The 20354-nt window shown below is 55.4% G+C and carries 32 protein-coding genes and 2 pseudogenes; 33 read left to right on the plus strand and 1 reads right to left on the minus strand.

Translation table 11 applies throughout. The features are described 5' to 3' along the window. The 8 genes from ACR0B8_RS16605 to ACR0B8_RS16640 all read left to right on the plus strand — a co-directional run. Positions 1-833: elongation factor Tu (locus ACR0B8_RS16605; RefSeq protein WP_480659117.1), on the plus strand; the 833-nt coding region annotated here is incomplete at its 5' end. Positions 834-961: 128 nt separating this feature from the next. Then, positions 962-2206, plus strand: a complete 1245-nt coding sequence (locus ACR0B8_RS16610) for a cation:proton antiporter domain-containing protein (RefSeq protein ID WP_480659119.1) — start codon at positions 962-964, stop codon at positions 2204-2206. Between the two features lie 102 nt (positions 2207-2308). Beyond that, a complete protein-coding gene (locus ACR0B8_RS16615) occupies positions 2309-2992 on the plus strand; it encodes a hypothetical protein (RefSeq protein WP_170362269.1) in 684 nt (227 codons plus the stop codon). Positions 2993-3221: 229 nt separating this feature from the next. Continuing rightward, the gene (gene rpsJ / locus ACR0B8_RS16620) at positions 3222-3536 is read left to right on the plus strand and encodes a 30S ribosomal protein S10 (RefSeq protein ID WP_008756422.1); all 315 of its coding nucleotides are present in this window, start codon (positions 3222-3224) and stop codon (positions 3534-3536) included. An 18-nt stretch (positions 3537-3554) separates the two neighbouring features. After that, positions 3555-4280 (plus strand): 50S ribosomal protein L3, encoded by a 726-nt coding sequence (rplC, locus tag ACR0B8_RS16625; RefSeq protein ID WP_170351686.1) that lies wholly within the window; start codon positions 3555-3557, stop codon positions 4278-4280. After that, complete coding sequence (rplD, locus tag ACR0B8_RS16630; protein ID WP_170362268.1) at positions 4277-4894, plus strand: 50S ribosomal protein L4; 618 nt, start codon at positions 4277-4279, stop codon at positions 4892-4894. The genes rplC and rplD overlap by 4 nt, the downstream gene beginning before the upstream one ends. Next, positions 4891-5187 (plus strand): 50S ribosomal protein L23, encoded by a 297-nt coding sequence (locus ACR0B8_RS16635; RefSeq protein ID WP_058272362.1) that lies wholly within the window; start codon positions 4891-4893, stop codon positions 5185-5187. The genes rplD and ACR0B8_RS16635 overlap by 4 nt, the downstream gene beginning before the upstream one ends. Positions 5188-5498: 311 nt before the next feature. Continuing rightward, positions 5499-6200 carry a hypothetical protein gene (locus ACR0B8_RS16640; RefSeq protein ID WP_480659122.1) on the plus strand — a complete coding sequence of 234 codons (702 nt, stop codon included), beginning with the start codon at positions 5499-5501 and terminating at the stop codon, positions 6198-6200. A gap of 28 nt (positions 6201-6228) precedes the next feature. Here the strand turns inward: ACR0B8_RS16640 and ACR0B8_RS16645 are convergent, their stop codons facing one another. After that, positions 6229-6729 (minus strand): MarR family winged helix-turn-helix transcriptional regulator, encoded by a 501-nt coding sequence (locus ACR0B8_RS16645; protein ID WP_170553308.1) that lies wholly within the window; start codon positions 6727-6729, stop codon positions 6229-6231. 39 nt (positions 6730-6768) lie between these two features. Here ACR0B8_RS16645 and ACR0B8_RS16650 point away from each other — a divergent pair, with 39 nt between their 5' ends. From ACR0B8_RS16650 to rplR, 25 genes and pseudogenes are all read left to right on the plus strand, one after another. After that, on the plus strand, positions 6769-7350 hold the full coding sequence (locus ACR0B8_RS16650) for a YceI family protein (RefSeq protein ID WP_170351684.1): 582 nt from the start codon (positions 6769-6771) through the stop codon (positions 7348-7350). A 259-nt stretch (positions 7351-7609) separates the two neighbouring features. Beyond that, a complete protein-coding gene (locus ACR0B8_RS16655) occupies positions 7610-8644 on the plus strand; it encodes a fatty acid desaturase (protein ID WP_170351683.1) in 1035 nt (344 codons plus the stop codon). Between the two features lie 5 nt (positions 8645-8649). Next, positions 8650-8744, plus strand: a pseudogene (locus tag ACR0B8_RS16660) (50S ribosomal protein L23); the annotation flags it as partial. A gap of 380 nt (positions 8745-9124) precedes the next feature. Then, positions 9125-9727, plus strand: coding sequence for a hypothetical protein (locus tag ACR0B8_RS16665; RefSeq protein ID WP_480659124.1), 603 nt, complete (start codon positions 9125-9127; stop codon positions 9725-9727). Beyond that, a complete protein-coding gene (locus tag ACR0B8_RS16670) occupies positions 9724-10479 on the plus strand; it encodes a hypothetical protein (protein WP_480659126.1) in 756 nt (251 codons plus the stop codon). Before ACR0B8_RS16665 ends, ACR0B8_RS16670 begins: the two co-directional genes overlap by 4 nt. A 223-nt stretch (positions 10480-10702) precedes the next feature. Next, positions 10703-11545 (plus strand): 50S ribosomal protein L2, encoded by an 843-nt coding sequence (gene rplB / locus ACR0B8_RS16675; RefSeq protein WP_480659128.1) that lies wholly within the window; start codon positions 10703-10705, stop codon positions 11543-11545. Between the two features lie 3 nt (positions 11546-11548). Continuing rightward, on the plus strand, positions 11549-11827 hold the full coding sequence (gene rpsS, locus ACR0B8_RS16680) for a 30S ribosomal protein S19 (protein ID WP_005980699.1): 279 nt from the start codon (positions 11549-11551) through the stop codon (positions 11825-11827). A 3-nt stretch (positions 11828-11830) separates the two neighbouring features. Further along, positions 11831-12211: a 50S ribosomal protein L22 gene (rplV, locus tag ACR0B8_RS16685; RefSeq protein WP_039538267.1), complete on the plus strand. Its 381-nt coding sequence runs from the start codon at positions 11831-11833 to the stop codon at positions 12209-12211. Continuing rightward, positions 12211-12921 (plus strand): 30S ribosomal protein S3, encoded by a 711-nt coding sequence (rpsC, locus tag ACR0B8_RS16690; RefSeq protein ID WP_008758042.1) that lies wholly within the window; start codon positions 12211-12213, stop codon positions 12919-12921. The genes rplV and rpsC overlap by 1 nt, the downstream gene beginning before the upstream one ends. A 12-nt stretch (positions 12922-12933) precedes the next feature. Beyond that, complete coding sequence (gene rplP, locus ACR0B8_RS16695) at positions 12934-13347, plus strand: 50S ribosomal protein L16 (protein WP_058283513.1); 414 nt, start codon at positions 12934-12936, stop codon at positions 13345-13347. Between the two features lie 203 nt (positions 13348-13550). Next, positions 13551-14021 (plus strand): YHS domain-containing (seleno)protein, encoded by a 471-nt coding sequence (locus ACR0B8_RS16700; protein WP_226689196.1) that lies wholly within the window; start codon positions 13551-13553, stop codon positions 14019-14021. Further along, positions 14018-14125 (plus strand): annotated as a pseudogene (rplP, locus tag ACR0B8_RS16705) (50S ribosomal protein L16); the annotation flags it as partial. The gene ACR0B8_RS16700 and the pseudogene rplP (ACR0B8_RS16705), both read left to right, overlap by 4 nt. A 216-nt stretch (positions 14126-14341) precedes the next feature. Beyond that, the gene (locus ACR0B8_RS16710; protein ID WP_480659130.1) at positions 14342-14890 is read left to right on the plus strand and encodes an amino acid synthesis family protein; all 549 of its coding nucleotides are present in this window, start codon (positions 14342-14344) and stop codon (positions 14888-14890) included. 49 nt (positions 14891-14939) lie between these two features. Further along, positions 14940-15566: a 2OG-Fe(II) oxygenase family protein gene (locus tag ACR0B8_RS16715; RefSeq protein ID WP_480659196.1), complete on the plus strand. Its 627-nt coding sequence runs from the start codon at positions 14940-14942 to the stop codon at positions 15564-15566. A 256-nt stretch (positions 15567-15822) separates the two neighbouring features. Next, on the plus strand, positions 15823-16029 hold the full coding sequence (locus ACR0B8_RS16720; protein WP_170351679.1) for a cold-shock protein: 207 nt from the start codon (positions 15823-15825) through the stop codon (positions 16027-16029). A gap of 196 nt (positions 16030-16225) precedes the next feature. Continuing rightward, entirely contained in the window at positions 16226-16651 is a 426-nt protein-coding gene (locus ACR0B8_RS16725) for an ester cyclase (protein ID WP_058283509.1), read from the plus strand. 194 nt (positions 16652-16845) lie between these two features. Beyond that, a complete protein-coding gene (gene rpmC / locus ACR0B8_RS16730) occupies positions 16846-17052 on the plus strand; it encodes a 50S ribosomal protein L29 (RefSeq protein WP_010437082.1) in 207 nt (68 codons plus the stop codon). 4 nt (positions 17053-17056) lie between these two features. After that, on the plus strand, positions 17057-17287 hold the full coding sequence (gene rpsQ, locus ACR0B8_RS16735; protein WP_170351678.1) for a 30S ribosomal protein S17: 231 nt from the start codon (positions 17057-17059) through the stop codon (positions 17285-17287). Positions 17288-17363: 76 nt separating this feature from the next. Further along, positions 17364-17732: a 50S ribosomal protein L14 gene (gene rplN / locus ACR0B8_RS16740; protein WP_008757934.1), complete on the plus strand. Its 369-nt coding sequence runs from the start codon at positions 17364-17366 to the stop codon at positions 17730-17732. 2 nt (positions 17733-17734) lie between these two features. After that, positions 17735-18046 carry a 50S ribosomal protein L24 gene (gene rplX / locus ACR0B8_RS16745; protein ID WP_008755589.1) on the plus strand — a complete coding sequence of 104 codons (312 nt, stop codon included), beginning with the start codon at positions 17735-17737 and terminating at the stop codon, positions 18044-18046. Beyond that, entirely contained in the window at positions 18039-18599 is a 561-nt protein-coding gene (gene rplE / locus ACR0B8_RS16750; RefSeq protein WP_170351677.1) for a 50S ribosomal protein L5, read from the plus strand. The genes rplX and rplE overlap by 8 nt, the downstream gene beginning before the upstream one ends. A gap of 19 nt (positions 18600-18618) precedes the next feature. After that, complete coding sequence (gene rpsN / locus ACR0B8_RS16755; RefSeq protein ID WP_010437098.1) at positions 18619-18924, plus strand: 30S ribosomal protein S14; 306 nt, start codon at positions 18619-18621, stop codon at positions 18922-18924. Between the two features lie 13 nt (positions 18925-18937). After that, positions 18938-19330, plus strand: a complete 393-nt coding sequence (rpsH, locus tag ACR0B8_RS16760) for a 30S ribosomal protein S8 (protein WP_010437099.1) — start codon at positions 18938-18940, stop codon at positions 19328-19330. Between the two features lie 12 nt (positions 19331-19342). Further along, the gene (rplF, locus tag ACR0B8_RS16765) at positions 19343-19876 is read left to right on the plus strand and encodes a 50S ribosomal protein L6 (protein ID WP_170351676.1); all 534 of its coding nucleotides are present in this window, start codon (positions 19343-19345) and stop codon (positions 19874-19876) included. An 11-nt stretch (positions 19877-19887) separates the two neighbouring features. Further along, positions 19888-20247: a 50S ribosomal protein L18 gene (rplR, locus tag ACR0B8_RS16770; protein ID WP_058283506.1), complete on the plus strand. Its 360-nt coding sequence runs from the start codon at positions 19888-19890 to the stop codon at positions 20245-20247. Positions 20248-20354 lie beyond the last annotated feature (107 nt).

The raw sequence follows: 20354 nt of genomic DNA on the forward strand, positions 1-20354 counted from the left end.
TCCTGCTGGGCCGCCAGGTTGGCATCCCGAAGATGGTCGTGTTCATGAACAAAGTTGACCAGGTTGACGACGAAGAGCTGCTGGAACTGGTGGAAATGGAAATCCGCGAGCTGCTGTCTTCGTATGACTACCCCGGCGACGATATTCCAATCATCGCAGGTTCGGCTCTGGCCGCGATGGAAGGCAACAACCCGGAAATCGGCGAAGAGAAAATCAAGGAACTGATGGCGGCTGTTGATGACTACATCGACACCCCTGAGCGTGCTGTTGACCAGCCGTTCCTGATGCCGATCGAAGACGTGTTCTCGATCTCGGGCCGCGGTACCGTTGTTACGGGGCGTGTTGAGCGTGGCGTGATCAATGTTGGCGACGAGATCGAAATCGTCGGCATCCGCGACACCAGCAAAACCACCTGTACCGGTGTTGAAATGTTCCGCAAGCTGCTGGACCGCGGTGAAGCGGGCGACAACATCGGCGCTCTGCTGCGTGGTGTTGACCGTGAAGGCGTTGAGCGTGGTCAGGTTCTGTGTAAGCCGGGTTCGGTTACACCGCACACCAAGTTCGAAGCCGAAGCCTATATCCTGACCAAGGAAGAAGGCGGTCGTCACACTCCGTTCTTCGCGAACTACCGTCCGCAGTTCTATTTCCGTACAACGGACGTGACCGGTACCGTGACCCTGGCCGAAGGCACCGAGATGGTCATGCCCGGCGACAACGTGTCGTTCGAGGTTGAGCTGATCGCCCCGATCGCGATGGAAAACGGCCTGCGTTTCGCCATCCGCGAAGGCGGCCGCACCGTCGGCGCCGGCGTTGTGTCGAAAATCATCGAGTAAGGCGCTTAAGCCAATACTCAAAGAAAGGGCGTCCCTTGGGGCGCCCTTTTTGCTTGGATACCGGTTCCAAGGCACGCAAAATTGTGCTGCTTGTGTAAGATAGCTCCGCAAGCAATATTTGAACCTATATGGAAAACTATCTTTTTCTATCTTTCATTCTTCTCGGGACGGGCATTGCTATTGTCCCGGTCGCCGTATGGCTTGGTCTTGGGTCGGTTCTGGGTTTCCTGATTGCCGGAATGCTGCTTGGCCCTGTCTTGTCGGTGCTGAGTGTTGATGTCGGCAGTCTTGAGCGGTTTGCCGAATTTGGCGTTGTCATGATGCTGTTTCTGATTGGTCTGGAACTGGCGCCAAAGAAACTTTGGGATTTGCGTAAAAGGCTTTTGGGGTTGGGCGGTTTGCAACTGGTTTGTACCTCTCTTGCCGTAATGGGGTTGGCGATGGCGCTTGGGCAGCCGTGGCAGTCGGCCTTGACCATCGGGTTGATATTTTCACTGTCGTCCACGGCTATCGTGTTGCAAACACTGCATGAAAAAGGGCTGCTGATGGGAGCCGGAGGGCAATCCAGCTTTTCGGTTCTGTTGATGCAGGACATTGTGGTGATCCCAATTCTGGCGCTTCTGCCGTTGCTCGTGGTGCCGGAGCTTGCCGCGATGGGGGGCGGGGCCGTCAGTCACGGGCCCACGACAAGCACCGGGCTTTCACTGAATCTTGTGCAAGGCATGCCGGGATGGCTCAGGGCGCTTGTCACACTTGGTTCGATCATTCTGGTGATTGTTGGCGGTGCTTATCTGACCGGGCCAGTGTTCCGATATGTCGAATCCGCTAAATTGCCTGAGCTGTTCACAGCCATGGCCCTGACCCTTGTGGTCGGTGTGGCCGTGTTGATGATGGCCGTTGGTCTGACACCGGCTCTGGGAGCGTTCATCGCCGGGGTGGTGTTGGCCAATAGCGAATATCGCAATGCGCTGGAAAAAGAGATCACTCCGTTCAAGGGGCTGTTTCTTGGGTTGTTTTTTGTCAGCGTAGGAGCCTCGGTGAACTTCAGGTTGATGGTCGATAATGTAGGTCTGGTCGTCTCGCTGACCTTTGGGGTGATGGCTATAAAGGCGGTGATCCTCTTTGCTCTGGGCCGATTGTTCGGCGTGTCCGGTGCAAATAATTGGCTGTTTGCGCTGGGAATGGCACAGGCCGGAGAGTTCGGGTTTGTGTTGCTGTCCTTCTCGGTCGCAACCCATGTGCTGAGTGCCGATCTGGCGAACACCTTGATCATTGTCGTTGCCTTGTCGATGGTGCTGACGCCGTTGTTTTTTTTGTTTTACGACAAGGTCATTGTGCCACGATATGCGCTAAAAGAACCAGCGGAGAGCTAGAGTTTAGTTGCAGCGACGAAGCGACGGAATATTGAAGCTGTTGAAGCACTGCTAGTGAGTGTGGGTGGTGTGGTCGCACAAACTACGGGGCGAGCCTAGATCATGTTTTTGAAAATACTAACATTCCTCGGATTTGTGCTGACAAGCGTAACCGCATTGCAAGCGGAAGAAGACATTCTTGTGCATTTGAACACCCGCACCTTCTATGCAGGTGAGGACTTTTGGGGGCGAGACTCAGACGCAAAGTTTCTTCCAATCAATAGGCTTGATTGGCTGGACGAGTTGCTGAAGGAAGTGCCTATTCTGGACAGAACTGTGATCCATATTAAGCAACTAAATCAGGATTCGAATTTTCTTATGTCGCCGACTGGTCCCGGTGGATGGTATACTAATCCAGAGCCGGTGCCAGAGCACTTGAGGCTACCGGGATATACAGTGAATACGGGCGAGGGCAGCGGATTCAGGCTTTTGCATCTCACGCCAAATTCTTCGCCAATACAGTATTCCCTGGGATGTAGTGCAGAGAGAGACTCAGAGACTTACGAGTCATGCGGGTTGCGGGCACGTTATCCGCTTGATCCTCGGGTCATTGTGCTAACCCGCATCTACAATCCCCCGTCGATGGATCAATTGGACGCGTTCTTCAAAGAAATCGCTGAGCTTACAGTCGGTATTGCGCTATGTTTGGATGTTACAGATCAGAATGAAAAAAACGCACAACAATCAGTGCGTGAATACTTGACCGAGGAGGCTGAAATTCGCTGTGCAGACGGGTTAACGTCTTAAGCTTAAGCCGGGTTTCAGGCGCTGGATTGCGGTGTTGAACTCAAGAGTGCGAAACATACAGCCCTCTAGCCAACTTCCCCCTTGCCAAACCCCACCAACCCCTGTAGATCGCGCGAGTTCTCAATAAGAACATCAAGGCGGGGTGATTCCCGCCTTTTGGGTTCGATGAGGGTTGGCGATGCGCGCTTGTCCTCCTCTCAACCTCAACGCCTGGTAAAAGGCTGTTATTATGCAAAGCCAAAATATCCGTATTCGGCTGAAGGCATTTGACTATCGCGTTCTGGATGCCAGCACGCAAGAGATCGTCAACACTGCCAAGCGGACCGGCGCGAACGTGCGTGGCCCGATCCCGCTGCCGAACAAGATTGAGAAGTTCACGGTTCTCCGTGGCCCTCACGTCGACAAGAAATCCCGCGACCAGTTCGAGATCCGTACGCACAAGCGTCTGCTCGACATCGTTGATCCGACCCCCCAGACCGTTGACGCGCTGATGAAGCTCGACCTCGCTGCTGGTGTGGACGTCGAGATCAAGCTGCAGTCGTAAGATCGGAGGGTATAGATTATGCGCTCTGGTATTATCGCAAAAAAAGTTGGCATGACCCGCCTGTTCATGGAAGACGGCAAGCAGATCCCTGTGACCGTTCTTCACCTGGACAACCTGCAGGTCGTTGCACAGCGTACCGCTGACAAAGACGGCTACACCGCCGTTCAGCTGGGTGCCGGTGCTGCCAAGGCAAAACGCACCTCGAAGGCCATGCGCGGTCACTACGCCGCTGCCAAGGTCGAGCCCAAGCGTAAGCTGGCCGAGTTCCGCGTCTCCGAAGATGGCCTGATCGAAGTGGGCGCCGAGATTTCGGCAGAACACTTCCTGGAAGGTCAGAAAGTTGACGTTTCGGGTACCTCGATCGGTAAAGGCTTTGCCGGTGCAATGAAGCGCCACAACTTCGGTGGTCTGCGCGCCTCGCACGGTGTTTCGATCAGCCACCGTTCGCACGGTTCGACCGGTCAGTGTCAGGACCCGGGCAAGGTGTTCAAAGGCAAGAAGATGGCCGGTCACATGGGTGCTGCCCGTGTTACCACCCAGAACCTGGAAGTCGTCAAAACCGACGCCGACCGTGGTCTGGTCTTCATCAAAGGCGCCGTTCCCGGACCGAAATCGGGCTGGGTCACCGTCAAGGACGCCGTCAAGAAGAAAGCACCGGAAGGCCTGCCTTTCCCGGCTGCTGTTAAATCGGCTGCAACCGAAGCACCTGCGGAAGAAGCACCCGCGGAAGGTGGTGAAGCATGAAACTTGATGTAATCAATCTGGACGGCGGCAAAGCCGGCAACATCGAGCTGGATGCAGACCTGTTCGGCCTGGAGCCGCGCGCGGACATCCTGCACCGTGTGGTCCGTTGGCAGCGCAACAACGCGCAGGCCGGCACCCACAAGGTGAAGACCCGCTCGGAAACCAGCTACTCGACCAAGAAGATCTATCGCCAGAAGGGCACCGGTGGCGCTCGTCACGGTGACCGCAACGCGCCGATCTTCCGCAAGGGTGGTATCTACAAAGGCCCGACCCCTCGTTCGCACGGCCACGACCTGCCGAAGAAGTTCCGCAAGCTTGGCCTGCGCCACGCTCTGTCGGCCAAAGCCAAGGCAGGTGAACTGGTTGTGATCGAGAACGCCGAAGCCGAAGGCAAGACCGCCGCTCTGGCCAAACAGGTTGCAAACCTGGGCTGGAAACGCGCTCTGGTCATCGACGGCGCGACCGTGAACGAAGGTTTCCTGAAGGCGTCGCGCAACATCGAAGGTCTGGATATCCTGCCGTCGATGGGTGCAAACGTTTATGACATCCTCAAGCGTGACACCCTGGTGCTCACCAAAGCGGCTGTCGAAGCACTGGAGGCTCGTCTGAAATGAGCGCGAAGGCAGAACACTACGACGTGATCCGCAAGCCGATCATCACCGAAAAGTCGACCATGGCGTCCGAGAACGGCGCGATTGTCTTTGAAGTGGCGATCGACAGCAACAAACCGCAGATCAAAGAAGCGGTTGAATCGCTGTTTGGTGTCAAGGTGAAGGCGGTGAACACCACCATCACCAAAGGCAAGGTCAAGCGGTTCCGTGGCCAGTTGGGCAAGCGGAAAGACGTCAAAAAAGCATATGTAACCCTGGAAGAGGGTAACACCATCGACGTGTCGACCGGTCTCTGATCCGGTTACACCAAGCGGTGAGAACGTGATCAGGCTTCGCCCCCGAATGGTGGGCGGAGCCTTTTTACGTTTGGGTCAGGAAGCTGCCATGTCCAGGGCAGGAACGGGTGTCTGACGGCAAGCCGTTAGCGTTTTGTTACCGGCGTTCTTTCGCCGCTAATCCGTGACAGGGGAGCGGACTGCGTTATCTTCAGTAGTGAACGGGGCAAAAGGTTGAAGATCATTCTGTTGATTGGGCGGTGACTATGGGGTGGTACGCCCAAGCGTTTTGACTGATGGCCGAATGCTTCGGAAATTATAGGTACGGTCAAATGAACAAACGTGGAGGAAACAAATCAATCTCTGTAAATTCGGACCGTTTTGCGCGCAGGCAGGGGTCCGTTACCCAGCGCTTGCTGGGGCTTTTTATGGGGTCAGTGGGCTCTGCCGATGACGCGGTTTCAGGGTCCCAAACCGAAGCCAAACGCAATCAGTTACTGGGGCAGATGCGGGCTTTCAGCGCCGAGCCATACTTTCAGATCGCTGATGAAAATATCGGGCTTTTGTCCGTATTCGATGATCTGAAATATGACAGGGCGGATGTCGACATGGTTTCTCCGGCGATGCGGAGACATGTTTTCGGCAAGCTTGGGCCGCTGGGGTTTCGTCAGATCTCGGGCACGGTACTAGAACATCCGCAGGCTGATATGCGCGTGTACATCCCCAAGTTCCACGCACTTGGGGCGTCGCCCTTCGATATCATCCGCTATACCGACAAACGGCCGCAGGATTTTTGCCTGCTAACGCCGACCCAGGTGGCCTGTCAGTTTATCGACCATTACGAGTTGGATGACGCAGTGCAGAGGGTCGAAGCGCTGATTGTGAAGCATCCGATCAACCTGCTCAAGCTGGCGGATTATCTTGAGGGGAAACCCAGGCACCGCGCTTTTCGCGAGGTGTTGGGCCATATCAAACTAAAGCAGCGCATTGCGGTTGAATCTGAACCGCTGTGTCGCAGGCGGTCATTGGGGTGATCGTCGATCTGGGTCTTTGATGTTTCGTTCAATCCGCCTGACGTCCTGCGGACGCAAGGAACGCCTGCCAACCCTCGGCACCGCCAAGGGCGCGCATCTTTTCATGCAGCAGCGGTCCGTAGATTTTCCACATACGTTTACGCAGCTCTTTGCCCTTGTCTGTAATCTGCAGCATTTTACCGCGCCTGTCTCCGGCATAAGATACGAATTCGATTAGCCCCTCAGAAACCATCCGTCTGCTGAGATGAGACAGGTTCGACTGCTCAAAAATGGTGTCTTGAGCAAGTTCAAAAGGGCGCAGCCTTCCTCCGTGCCGCTCAAGCGACCAAAGCAGGTCATACCATTTCAGAGGCGGCAGGCCCGCATCTTTCAAGGCTGCACTGATTTCTGATTGGATAAGCCGGGTTGTCCGGTTCATGGCCACCCAGATGTCTGTTTCCAATGGGGTTGGCAGATCGTTCTTCACAACTTTGTGTTTGCTCCAAATCTTATTGCTGTTGGCTGCAAATTCAACTAGATGAAAATTCATCTAAAAACCAGCCCCATTGCAGATGAAAGGAACATCACGATGACTTTCAAATCTATGATCGCAGCCGTTGCCGTAGCTGTCGCCGTCACCCCGGCCTTTGCGCAGACTTACAAAACCGACCAGGGGCATACTGAGGTGCGCTTTGGCTGGAGCCATGCAGGCGTGTCCAACCAGCATGCCGAGTTCACCAAGGCCGAAGGCGTGCTGGACCTGAACGCGGATGATGTCGAGGCATCGACCCTGAACGTGACAATTGACACAAACAGCCTGTCGTCGGGCTTTGGCCCGCTGGACGACCACCTGAAGTCGGCGGATTTCTTTGAGGTCGAAACCTACCCCGAGATCACCTTTGTCAGCACCGGGATCGCGCGGACCGGAGACACCACGGCGGATGTGACCGGTGACCTGACCATCCACGGCGTGACCAAACCCGTGACCTTGAAGGCGACTCTGACCCATCAGGGCGAGCACCCGCTGGGCAGCGCCATCGAATATTACGCGGGCGATTGGGTGGCATTCACGGCAGAGGGCGAGATTGACCACATGGAGTTCGGTGTGGGGCCCTTCTCGACCGGGCCGATCAGCATCATAATTGCAACCGAGATGAAGGCGGACGGCTAATATTACGGTCGACCGAGCCGTTGGGCTGGCGTCAAAAAACACATATGTACGTGGAACGGATGACGCCATCGGCGATTTCACTTGCCAAGATCTGACCCGGCATCGGACAATCGAACAAGGCCTCCGTGACTTCGGAGGCCTTTTTTGAGCGGCAGCACCATAAATTGAACGCCAAACGTCGCGATTGGTCCAGAATCAGGTTGCTATGTCGGTGTGGTCGTCTATCCGGTGTGCTGAAAGAAAAAGATATGGCAGGCACATGACGGAAACCAATCTATCGACCTCGGCAAAGCCGGATGTGACCGCCGCGCGTGACTGGGTGACGACGCTTGCCAAATATCGCGAACCGAACCAGTTGCGCAGTTGGTTCGAGCTTGGCGTCAGCATCATCCCATTCATCGCATTGTGGGCAGTGTCGTGGATGTTCCTGTCCGTCAGCTATTGGCTTGCTTTTGCAGTCTCAGTCCTCAACGCGGCATTCCTGTTGCGCCTGTTTGCCATTCAGCACGATTGCGGGCACGGGGCTTTCTTCACGAACCGAACGGTCAGTGACTGGGTCGGGCGGGTGATCGGAGTGCTGACTCTGACGCCCTATGATGTCTGGCGCCGTACGCATTCCACGCACCACAATTCTTCGGGCAATCTGGACAAGCGGGGGATGGGTGACATCCACACGCTGACGGTGGCCGAATACCGTGCGATGACGTCGATGAACCGATTTTGGTATCGGGTGTATCGGCACCCGATTACCCTGTTTGGCTTTGGTCCCGGGTATCTGTTCCTGTTTCAGAACCGGCTGCCGCTTGGCCTGACGGGTATTCCGAAATTCTGGGTCAGCGCAATGGTCACAAATCTGGCCATTCTGATCGTGTTAGGGGCCATCTACTATTTTGGCGGCATGATGCCGATGTTGCTGATTTTCCTGCCCTCGACCCTGATTGCCGCTGCGGCCGGTGTCTGGTTGTTCTACGTACAACACCAATTCGAAGAAACGCAATGGGACCCCGATAAGGATTGGCAACTGCACGAGGCTGCCCTGCACGGAAGCTCTCATTACATCCTGCCGTCGGTATTGCAGTGGTTCAGCGCCAATATCGGCATCCACCATGTGCACCACCTCTACAGCCGCATTCCGTTCTACCGCCTGACCGAAGTGCTGCGCGATCATGATGAGCTGGCAAACAGCAACCAGATGACCATCCGAGAGAGCCTCGCCAATGCGCGCCTGCATCTGTGGGATGAGAAGAGCCGTCGTTTGCTGTCCTTCGCTGAAGCCCGCGCGCTTTATGGGTGAGGGGTAGGTTCTGCGGCCAGCTGAGCCGACGGGAAGACGTCAAAAAGCATATTTGATCCTGGAAGAGGGTAACACCATCGACGTGTCCACCGGTCTCTGATCGGATCCGTCTTTGGAAGAGAGATAAAGGCCTCTGCGAGAGCGGGGGTTTTTTTGTGCAAAGAAGTTGTAGAATCTAGCGTTGCGCGATATCAGTTAGCGTTCAAAAGAAGTTCTTTCGCGTCCGAAAAATAATATAAAAAACAAAATCTTATAAACCAACTAACGCACCTAAACGCAAACTGATGAGTTTTTCATGCTTGCCGGTGTTTGACTTGAGTGACAGATCTGATTCAAGATGTTAATATTGTTGCATATTATTTGCAGTTCAAGAATAGTGCATTTTTCGCGTTAGCGTGGCTTGCATAGGCGTTAATTAGGCTTGACGCGACTGTCGTCGCATGGCAAGAACGAAGCCCGAACATCATAAAGGAGCGAAGCATGTCTTCGGATAACGCAAGTTTTGCATTTTCGTTTGCAGACGGAACTCTAAAGATTGAAGGTTCTGAGCTGTTCGTGTCTCAGCAAGTGGAAATCTTTCGTGAGAAAATCATGGAGTCCCTGTCGGGCCTCGATCAGCCTGCAATTGCATTGCCTCAAATTACCGGGCCGCAAACAACGGCTGGCACTAACGAGGTTTTTGAAGGTGGTGCGCCGTTCCAGTCTGACAACTCTGTTGCCGCACCCAGTACAGGTAATCCTTATCCTCGGGTATTGGATGTATTGGGAGACAAGTTGAAGGTAACGACTTCCGTAAAAGGAAAGAACACGGCAGAGCGCGCCGTCAACCTGATCTTGATCTACTTGTGGGGGAAGGAGCGCCTCCTTGATCAGCCGACTGCAGAGTACAGAGAGCTTCGTGAAATTTGCGAAGAGCACGCTTGTTTGGATTCGAGCAATTTCTCTTCAACTCTGACGTCGAAGAAGAACCTGATTTTGGTGGATGGAAGTAAGGGCTCATCGTCCAAGATTTGTAAACTTACCTATCCCGGTAGAGAGGCGGCCGAGGAAGTTCTGGCTCAGTTGAACGACACCGGAAAATGAGCGCTGTGCTATTTGATACTCTTGAGCAGTCGTCGGACACCGATCTGGCGACTGCTATTACTCGATCTTACGGTGAAATGGAGGAGGCCGTTGCTCTTGCCCAGTGGAAAATGGCTGGCGTTGCTGCAGGCCATTTCGTTGAGGCAGTTCGCCGATTTCTCGAGTTAAGAGTTTTTGGGTCATACACGCCAATTTCTAAATCCCTTTCAGGTTTCAATACCCAAACCTTGGCAAAGCTGGAGAGCGGTTCGGGGGACGACAGCTATCGTTTCCATATTCCGCGCGCTCTGTTTGCTCTATACGGAATGCGGAATAAGAAGGGTTACGGACACCTGTCGCTGGAGCTGGCGAGCAAGGTTGACGTCGAGTTCATGGCTGGCACTTGCCGATGGGTCTTGGCGGAATTGGTGCGGATCAATTCTGGAGCCTCAATTGAAGAAACGGACCGGCTTGTTTCTCAAATGACCGAACGCAGAACGCCACTGATTTGGGTCGCCGGGGATGCACATCGCATTTTAGAGACTGACCTGAGTTTGAAGGATTCCAGCCTTTTATTACTTTACCATAAGCGAATGATGAGCGTGGATGATTTGGCCCGCGCGACAGAAGCAAAGCTTGGTTACCTTAAACGGACTCTGCGAAAATTGCATGCAGAGAGATTGATTGAACTAAACGAAGACACGCTTCAGTGTCAGATTTCACCTTCCGGCTCGAGGGTCGCCGAGGGGCTGCTACGTAAGCACATGCAATGAGTGGTCATAGGGGGCAGTCGTCTAGGGGCTCTAAATCCATCGAACCCTATAGACACCCACACCCAACCCTGTTACATGCACCCAATCTTGCGGCCTCGGATTCGTTCCGGGGCCTCTGATATTTGTAACCGGGGACCTTCGGGGCCCTATACCCTTGGCACCTACGGGGGCCTATCACATAGCAGGGAAACCCCCTGCACTTGCTAAACGGAAGACAGAAAGCATGGCACTTAAGTCGTACAAGCCGACGACGCCGGGCCAGCGCGGGCTGGTGCTGATCGACCGTTCGGAGCTTTGGAAAGGACGTCCCGTCAAGTCTCTCACTGAGGGTTTGACCAAATCGGGCGGCCGGAACAACACCGGACGGATCACTTCACGCCGCCGCGGCGGTGGCGCAAAGCGTCTCTACCGGATCGTTGACTTCAAACGGAATAAATTTGATGTCGCGGCAACCGTCGAACGGATCGAATATGACCCGAACCGGACCGCATTCATCGCACTGGTAAAATACGAAGACGGCGAGCAGGCATATATCCTGGCTCCGCAGCGTCTGGCTGTTGGTGATAGAGTCGTGGCATCCGCCAAGGCCGACATCAAGCCGGGCAACGCAATGCCGTTCTCGGGCATGCCCATCGGTACCATCGTCCACAACATCGAGATGAAGCCTGGTAAAGGCGGTCAGATCGCGCGTGCGGCCGGTACATACGCTCAGTTCGTTGGTCGCGATGGCGGCTACGCTCAGATCCGTCTGAGCTCGGGCGAGCTGCGCATGGTCCGTCAGGAATGCATGGCCACCGTCGGTGCCGTGTCCAACCCCGACAACAGCAACCAAAACCTCGGTAAAGCCGGTCGTATGCGTCACAAGGGCGTTCGTCCGTCGGTTCGTGGTGTTGCAATGAACCCGATCGATCACCCGCACGGTGGTGGTGAAGGTCGTACCTCGGGTGGCCGTACGCCGGTTACTCCGTGGGGTAAGGACACCAAGGGTAAGCGTACCCGCAACAAGAACAAAGCGTCCCAGAAGCTGATCATCCGCTCGCGGCACGCCAAGAAGAAGGGACGTTAATCTATGTCTCGCTCTGTTTGGAAGGGTCCTTTCGTCGATGCTTACGTGCTGAAAAAAGCCGAAGCAGCGCGCGAGTCGGGCCGCAACGAAGTCATCAAAATCTGGTCGCGTCGTTCCACCATTCTGCCCCAGTTCGTGGGTCTGACCTTTGGTGTGTACAACGGCCAGAAGCATATCCCGGTAAACGTCTCGGAAGACATGATCGGTCAGAAGTTCGGTGAATACTCGCCGACTCGCACCTATTACGGTCACGCCGCAGACAAAAAAGCGAAGCGGAAGTAAGTCATGGGCAAGGAAAAGAACCCCCGCCGCGTGGCTGAAAACGAAGCAATGGCGAAAACGCGCATGCTTCGCACCAGCCCGCAGAAACTGAACCTGGTTGCGCAAATGATCCGCGGCAAGAAAGTTGAGAAGGCCCTGACCGACCTGACTTTCTCGAACAAGCGTGTCGCGCAGGACGTCAAGAAGTGCCTGCAGTCCGCAATCGCGAATGCCGAAAACAACCACAACCTGGACGTCGACGAGCTGATCGTTGCCGAAGCATGGGTTGGCAAGAACCTGGTCATGAAGCGTGGTCGTCCGCGTGCCCGTGGCCGTTTCGGCAAGATCATGAAGCCGTTCTCGGAGATCACCATCAAGGTGCGTCAAGTTGAGGAGCAAGCCTAATGGGTCATAAAGTAAATCCGATCGGCATGCGCCTGCAGGTCAACCGCACCTGGGACAGCCGCTGGTACGCCGACACCAAGGACTACGGTGATCTTCTGCTGGAAGACCTCAAGATCCGTGAGTTCATCAACAAAGAGTGCAAGCAGGCCGGTGTTGCCCGTGTGATCATCGAACGTCCGCACAAGAAGTGCCGCGTTACGATCCACACTGCACGTCCCGGTGTCATCATCGGCAAGAAAGGTGCAGACATCGAAGTTCTGCGCAAAAAGCTTGCTCGTATGACCGACAGCGAACTGCACCTGAACATCGTCGAAGTGCGCAAGCCCGAGCTTGACGCGCAGCTGGTTGCCGAGTCCATCGCTCAGCAGCTGGAGCGCCGCGTCTCGTTCCGCCGCGCGATGAAGCGGTCGGTTCAGAACGCCATGCGCATGGGCGCCCTGGGTATCCGGGTGAACGTCGCTGGCCGTCTGGGCGGTGCCGAAATCGCACGGACCGAGTGGTACCGCGAAGGCCGCGTGCCTCTGCACACCCTGCGTGCCGACATCGATTACGCACATGCCGAAGCGATGACGCCCTACGGGATCATCGGGATCAAGGTCTGGATCTTCAAAGGTGAGATCATGGAGCACGATCCGCAGGCACGTGACCGTAAAGCACAGGAACTCCAGGACGGCCCTGCACCTCGTGGTGCTGGTGGCGGTCGTCGCTAAGGAGGGAAAGATATGCTTCAACCAAAGCGTACTAAATTCCGCAAGATGCACAAAGGCCGGATCAAGGGTCTCGCCAAGGGCGGCTCTGATCTGAACTTTGGCACCTACGGCCTGAAAGCTCTTGAGCCTGAGCGTGTAACTGCACGCCAGATCGAAGCTGCACGTCGTGCCATGACGCGTCACATGAAGCGTCAGGGTCGTGTCTGGATCCGCATCTTCCCCGACACTCCGGTCACTGCAAAGCCGATCGAAGTTCGTATGGGTAAAGGTAAAGGTTCGGTCGACCGCTGGGCATGCAAAGTCAAGCCTGGCCGCGTGATGTTCGAGATCGACGGCGTCAATGACGACATCGCCCGCGAGGCCCTGCGCCTGGCCGCGATGAAGCTGCCGATCAAGACTCGCGTCGTGGTTCGCGAAGACTGGTAAGCGATTGGGGGGCTACCCCGTTCGCTAAAAGATTGACCCCCGTCGGGATACCGGCGGGGGTTTTGCGTTCTCGGTGTCAGACGCAGGTTATGGGACTTAAACCATCAATGGCCACATGCCGGTCTACAGACTCGTGACTGGCAATCGGCAGACAGGCGTGGCTAAAGTCGGACGAACCCTCTCTGCCATCGAGTAGGATACTGATGCCAAGTTTTATCCTCCGCCACTTCGTTCTGTTGTTTCTGATGGCCGTTGGTGCCGTGGTCGCCCCCGCAAAAACCTGGGCCGCGTCGCCCGAGGTGAACCTAGGGTATTTCAACAAGCTTGCGATGAACGGATATGACGTCATGACTTATTGGCAAGGCGGTGATCCGCAAAAGGGCGATCCTGAAATCACGGCTCAGCACAATGGCGCCACCTGGGTGTTTCAGAGTGAAGAAAACCGTCAGGCTTTTCTGTCTGACCCGGCGAAGTATGCTCCTCAATATGGCGGATATTGCGCTTATGCGGCCAGCCAGAATGCGGTGGCCGATGTCGACCCGTTCGCATGGCGCATCTGGGACGAAAAACTGTATCTGAATTACAGCCCGCAGGTGCGGCGCATCTGGGCCAGCGATATTGATGCCAATATTGAAAAAGCAAACGAGTTCTGGCCCGATTTGCTGAAGAAATAGGGCGTGTCTGGATTCGCATCTTCCAAGATACTCCGGTCACTGCAAAGCCGGTCAAAGTACGTATGGGTAGAGTTTCAGTCGATCGCTGGGCATGCAAGCTCAAGTCGGATCACTATAAAGCTGCCGATCAAGACCTGTGTTTAGCTTCCCTAAGGCTGGTAAGAGACTGGGGACCACTCGTTCGTGACAAGATTGCCCCTGTCAGGACACCGGCAGGGGGTATTGTGTTAGTCTTTTGCGACCCATCCCACTGATGAGTGAAAAAAGTCGACCTTTGCCCATAGCCCCCATAATCTGCCCAGAGTGAATGGGAGGGTTGTATGTTTCAGCTACGCAAGAAGGTTTTTGTCAAAGAGGTCATAACCACCGACCAGTTTGGGCAACCATGCGCTCCAGTCTGCAGAGTTGCAGCTTTGGCTGTCATACAAAACCCGCTGGCCGGTAAATTCTCGGAAGACTTGTCCGAGCTGTTTGAAATTGGAGGAATGCTTGGGGCAGACCTAGCGTCCGAGGCCGTTTCTCAACTCGACCGAGCGCCGATTTCCTACGGTAAAGCAGCGATTGTGGGTGCGAATGGCGATCTCGAACAAGGTGGCGCATTGATCCATCCGAAACTCGGCGCTCCAATGCGCGCATCAGCAAGTGGAGGTGAAGCCGTCATCCCGTCGAATGCCAAACTTGGGGCACCGGGATGTGCGATTGATCTGCCCCTCGGACACAAGGACAATCCGTGGTCCTTTGACCATTTCGATACCATGACGCTGAGCATTCCCGACGCGCCGAAACCGGATGAGGTTGTCATGTGTCTGGCCTACGCGGATGGCGGGCGTCCGATCCCGCGCTGCGGCTCGGGGCCAATCAAAAACTAAGGGTTGGCTGGGGCTGGCCTTGGATCAGAGCTTGGGCTATGCCCAGCCTATGGCCCAGATTGAATCACTCTTCGTTACCCGTCTTTATCGCGCAGCTTTGTCCGAGTTTGGTCCCAAGATCGACCCAGAAGAGCTGGAAAACTCTTGCCTTGTTATCGCCGAGGATGATGAGGCCGGGCAGGAATGGTGTGAGGAGAACGGCTATCCTGGTTACACCAGCTATGCCTCGCTGACCGATCTGCCGTGGCGGTTCCCGATCTTTGCCGATTTGGTCAAGGCTCTGGATAAACACGTGGCGGCCTTTGCCAAGGATTTGGAGTTTGATCTGGGCGAGGGCGAGGGCGAGCTGAAGCTGGAGGACCTGTGGATTAACATCCTGCCCGAGGGCGGGATGCACTCCAGCCACCTGCACCCGCACAGTGTGATTTCGGGCACCACTTATGTGGCGATGCCAGAAGGGGCCAGCGCGTTGAAGCTGGAAGATCCCCGATCGGGCCGCATGATGGCGGCACCTACACGTTTAAAAGATGGACGGCGGGACTTGCAGCCGTTCATCTATATGAAACCGCAGGTGGGCGATGTCCTGCTGTGGGAAAGCTGGCTGCGCCACGAGGTGCCGATGAACATGGCCGAGGAAGAGCGGATTAGTGTTAGCTTTAACTACAAGTGGGAATGAGCCCCGGTTCCCCGTACGGGAATTGGAACACCAGAGCAATTGCGCGGCGAACAGGCGGTGTTCCTGCCAATCACATTTCACCTCGCGTTGTCGAAAAACCTTGCAATATGAGCGGCCATGAACCATGTGGGGCACGCTTACGTTTTTCTTTTTCGACCACTGTCTCCTGAATTTTGGCGTTCAGTCTCTCGATCCAGACCGACCACGCCGCGCTGTCGCAATCCCGCGGACAGCAATTTAATAGGAGAATACGGATATGGCCAATGGCACCGTAAAATGGTTCAACGCAACTAAAGGTTTTGGCTTCATCGCACCGGAGACCGGTGGCAAAGACGTGTTTGTGCACATCTCGGCTGTTGAGCGCTCGGGTCTGACTGGCCTGGCCGACGACCAGAAAGTAACATTCGACATCGAGCCCGGCCGTGACGGTCGTGAGGCAGCTGTGAACATCGCTCTGGCGTAAGTCACTCAGACTTAGACAGTTGAAGACGCGGTCTCGTGCAAACGAGGCCGCGTTTTGCGTTTCCAACCAAAATACAAAAAATTCTGGATAGTGTTACGAAACTTCTCCGGATGAATTCGTCAAACTCAATGTGAGAAAACCTGAAGCCAACTCATATACAATCCTGTATGTTCCATGGATCACAGAGGTATCCAGTATGAAAGAAACTGAACGGGTGGTTCGCCAATTCCATGAAAGTTGGGGGATGCGGGATCCTGATCGCGGGGCCGAGGTGATTGCCGAAGATTGTCAGTTCGAAGATGTTGCTCGTGAGGAAAAGCAACTTGGCAAGCTGGCCTATAAAGAGGATTACGAGCGTTGGCGAAAGGCATTCCCGGATGGAGAATGCATCGTGGATAATGTGATCGTCAGCGAGTGCGGTGAATGGGCGATCGTAGAGTTCCACAATACCGGAACCCACACTGGTGTTCTGCATTCAAGCCTCGGTGATTTCGAACCAACCGGAAAGCGATACGAAGTTCGCTATTGCTCAGTAATGCGGGTAATAGGTGGTATGGTTGTTGAAGGACGAGACTATTATGACAGCGCCACTATCGTACGACATCTAGGCTTGGTGAAGTAAGCAGCGACTAGCCTGTTAGTGAAGGCAGAGGATTCCTAAACTTTCCCTTGCTACCTACCCGCTAACCCCCTATAGAGCGGCATCTTGCGTTCCCCCGGCTGAGTCGGGGGATTCGTATGTCTATCATTCATCCACCAGGTCAAAGGTGACCCTGACACGGGGCCTTCTGGTGTTTTGAGCAAAGGAAAAAGGCGATGAACGCCCAAGAACTGCGTGACAAGACCCCGGACCAGCTCCGCGAGGAACTGGCCAACCTGAAGAAAGAAAGCTTTAACCTGCGCTTTCAACAGGCAACCGGTCAGCTGGAAAACACTGCCGGCATCAAAGCGGCCCGCCGCAATGCTGCCCGCGTCAAAACCATTCTGAACGAAAAGGCCGCTGCTGCGGCATCGGAGGAGTAATCCTATGCCCAAGCGTATCCTGTCTGGCACCGTAACCAGCGACGCCAACGAACAGACCGTAACCGTTTCCGTCGAGCGCCGCTTTACGCATCCGGTTCTGAAGAAAACCATCCGTAAGTCCAAGAAATACCGGGCTCACGATGAAAAGAACGCCTTCAAGGTCGGCGACTCTGTACGCATCATCGAATGCGCGCCGAAATCGAAGACGAAACGTTGGGAAGTTCTGGAGGCGTAAGCTTCCGGGATTTTTCCATTTGTCGAAACCCTGGGGGATCTAACGAGACCAGCCCCCACAGGTCGGGAGAAACCACATGATCCAGATGCAGACCAATCTGGATGTCGCTGACAACTCCGGCGCACGCCGAGTTCAGTGCATCAAGGTCCTGGGTGGTTCCAAGCGTAAATACGCCTCCGTCGGCGACATCATTGTCGTCTCGGTGAAGGAAGCCATCCCACGCGGCCGCGTAAAGAAAGGTGACGTTCGTAAGGCCGTCGTCGTACGCACCGCTAAAGAAGTCCGTCGCGAAGACGGCACCGCGATCCGTTTCGATCGCAACGCCGCCGTCATCCTGAACAACAACAACGAGCCCGTAGGTACCCGTATCTTTGGCCCCGTTGTTCGCGAACTGCGTGGCAAGAACTTCATGAAAATCATCTCGCTGGCTCCGGAGGTGCTGTAATCATGGCTGCTAAACTCCGCAAAGGCGACAAGGTCGTCGTGCTGGCCGGCAAGGACAAGGGCAAAGAGGGAACGATTACCTCGGTTGACCCGAAAGCCGGTAAAGCTGTTGTCGACGGCATCAACATCGCCATCCGCCACACCCGCCAGACCCAGAACAGCCAAGGCGGCCGTTTGCCCCAAGCAAACCCGATCGAGCTGTCGAACCTGGCACTGCTGGACGCAAACGGCAAAGCCACCCGCGTTGGCTTCCGTATGGAAGGTGACAAGAAGGTTCGCTTCGCCAAGACCACAGGGGACGTGATCGATGCTTGATAACGCAACCTATACTCCGCGCCTGAAGGCTCAGTACGCTGAAACCATCCGCCCCGCTCTGAAAGAAGAGTTCGGTTACAAGAACGACATGCAGCTGCCCAAGCTGGAAAAAATCGTTCTGAACATCGGCTGTGGTGCAGAAGCTGTCAAAGATTCCAAGAAGGCCAAAGCGGCTGTCGAGGATCTGACTGCGATTGCCGGTCAGCAGGCCGTTGCAACCAAGGCGAAAAAGTCGATCGCGGGTTTCCGCGTCCGTGAAGACATGCCGCTGGGTGCGAAAGTGACCCTGCGCGGTGACCGGATGTACGAATTCCTGGATCGTCTGATCACCATCGCGATGCCGCGCGTTCGTGACTTCCGCGGTGTTAAGCCGTCTTTCGATGGTCAGGGCAACTTTGCCATGGGCATGAAAGAGCACATCGTGTTCCCCGAAATCGACTTCGACAAAGTCGACGAAGTCTGGGGCATGGACATCGTAATTGCCACCACAGCGAAAACCGACGCTGAAGCAAAGGCACTGTTGAAAGCATTCAACATGCCCTTCAACGCATAGGCGCCGGGAGGATTAAGACATGGCTAAAAAAGCAATGATCGAACGCGAAAAGAAGCGCGAACGCCTGGTGGCCAAATATGCCGCAAAGCGTGCCGAGCTGAAAGAAATCGCGAATGACGAGAGCAAGCCGATGGAAGAGCGTTTCAAAGCGCGTCTGAAACTGGCGAAACTGCCGCGCAACAGCTCGGCTACTCGTTTGCACAACCGCTGTCAGCTGACCGGTCGTCCTCATGCTTACTACCGTAAGCTGAAGGTCAGCCGTATTGCGCTGCGCGAGCTGGGTTCTGCTGGTCAGATCCCCGGCATGGTGAAATCGAGCTGGTAAGGGAGACATAGATATGAATGATCCTATCGGCGATATGCTCACCCGTATCCGCAACGCGCAAATGCGCGGCAAGTCCACCGTTTCCACCCCGGCTTCCAAGCTGCGCGGTTGGGTTCTGGACGTGCTGGCGGACGAAGGTTATATCCGTGGCTACGAAGCGACGACCGGTGAAAACGGTCATCCGGCCATCGAAATCAGCCTGAAATACTACGAAGGCACCCCTGTCATTCGCGAGCTGAAGCGGGTCTCGAAGCCCGGTCGCCGCGTATACATGGGCGTCAATGACATCCCACAGGTCCGTCAGGGTCTGGGCGTGTCGATTGTCAGCACTCCGAAAGGTGTGATGTCGGACGCAAACGCTCGCTCCAACAATGTTGGCGGCGAAGTGCTCTGCACCGTCTTCTAAGGAGGTCTGTCAATGTCTCGTATTGGTAAAAAACCGGTCGAGCTGCCCAGCGGCGTTACCGCCACTGTGTCCGGCCAGACCATCGAAGTGAAAGGTCCGAAAGGCACCCGCAGCTTCACCGCAACCGATGACGTAACGCTGTCGGTCGAAGACAATGTTGTGCAAATCAACCCCCGTGGCATGTCCAAGCGTGCCCGCCAGCAGTGGGGCATGAGCCGCACCATGGTTGCCAACCTGGTAACCGGTGTGACCCAGGGCTTCAAAAAAGAGCTGGAGATCCAGGGTGTTGGTTACCGGGCTCAGATGCAGGGCAACACCCTGAAGCTGAACCTGGGCTACAGCCACGACGTTGATTTCACCGCTCCGGAAGGTGTCACCATCACCGCGCCGAAGCAGACCGAGATCGTTGTGGAAGGTATCGACCAGCAGCAGGTGGGCGAAGTCGCGGCCAAAATCCGCGAATGGCGCCGTCCCGAGCCGTACAAAGGCAAGGGCATCCGCTATAAGGGCGAGTTCATCTTCCGCAAAGAAGGCAAGAAGAAGTAAGGACGCAAACCATGGCAAACAGCAAAAGAACCCTGTTTCTGAAGCGCCGCCTGCGCGTTCGGAACAAACTTCGCAAGGTCAACGCGGGTCGTCCGCGTCTGTCCGTACACCGTTCGAACAAGAACATCTCTGTTCAGCTGATCGACGACGTGCGTGGCGTGACCCTGGCCTCGGCCTCGACCCTGGAAAAAGATCTGGGTGTCGTTGGCAAGAACAACGTCGAAGCGGCCACCAAAGTGGGCGCGGCCATCGCCGAGCGTGCCAAGAAGGCAGGCGTCGAAGAGGCCTATTTCGATCGTGGCGGCTTCCTGTTCCACGGCAAAGTGAAGGCTCTGGCCGACGCTGCGCGTGAAGGCGGCCTGAAGATCTAAGACTTGCGGGCAGCCTTGCGGCTGCCCCGATGATCCGGGGGCCTCGGCAACAGTCGGGGCTCACTTGGATTGAACAAACGGCGCCGATTGCGCCATGTGAGAGAAGG

It is taken from the genome of Ruegeria sp. BH6 (assembly GCF_056538105.1).